Raw genomic sequence first — 303 nt, 5'->3', positions numbered from 1 at the left:
GACTGGATATTGTTGCCGTTGATGCCGATGGTGCCCCACAGGCCAGTTTTACGGCACAGGGGCTCTGGGATTATGCGGGCCCGGCTTATCTGCAGGGAAAAGGAAAACTGACATCGCATTCTGTGTACGCCAACCTAGAATACCAGTGGCACGAAGATTGGGTGTGGGACTTAGGGGCAAGGCATGAATGGCTTTCATTGGAAGCCGATGCCTATACCGATAAGGTGTTTGATTTACCCTCTGGGAAGCTATCGCGTTATGTCAGTGGCCATCAGTTTTCTCGTCAGGCTGAGTATCAACGCA

Annotated in this window: 1 protein-coding gene; it reads left to right on the top strand. The window is 51.8% G+C overall.

Annotation, left to right across the window (positions count from 1 at the left end; genetic code table 11):
- Positions 1 to 303: TonB-dependent receptor (locus tag J0A66_RS22710; RefSeq protein ID WP_206576062.1), on the top strand; the 303-nt coding region annotated here is incomplete at both ends.

Source organism: Bowmanella dokdonensis (assembly GCF_017254865.1).
In the GTDB taxonomy this organism is placed as follows: Bacteria; Pseudomonadota; Gammaproteobacteria; order Enterobacterales; family Alteromonadaceae; genus Bowmanella; species Bowmanella dokdonensis.
The sequence above is the reverse complement of the archived record's forward strand: the minus strand, read 5'-3'. Positions and strand labels throughout refer to the sequence as shown.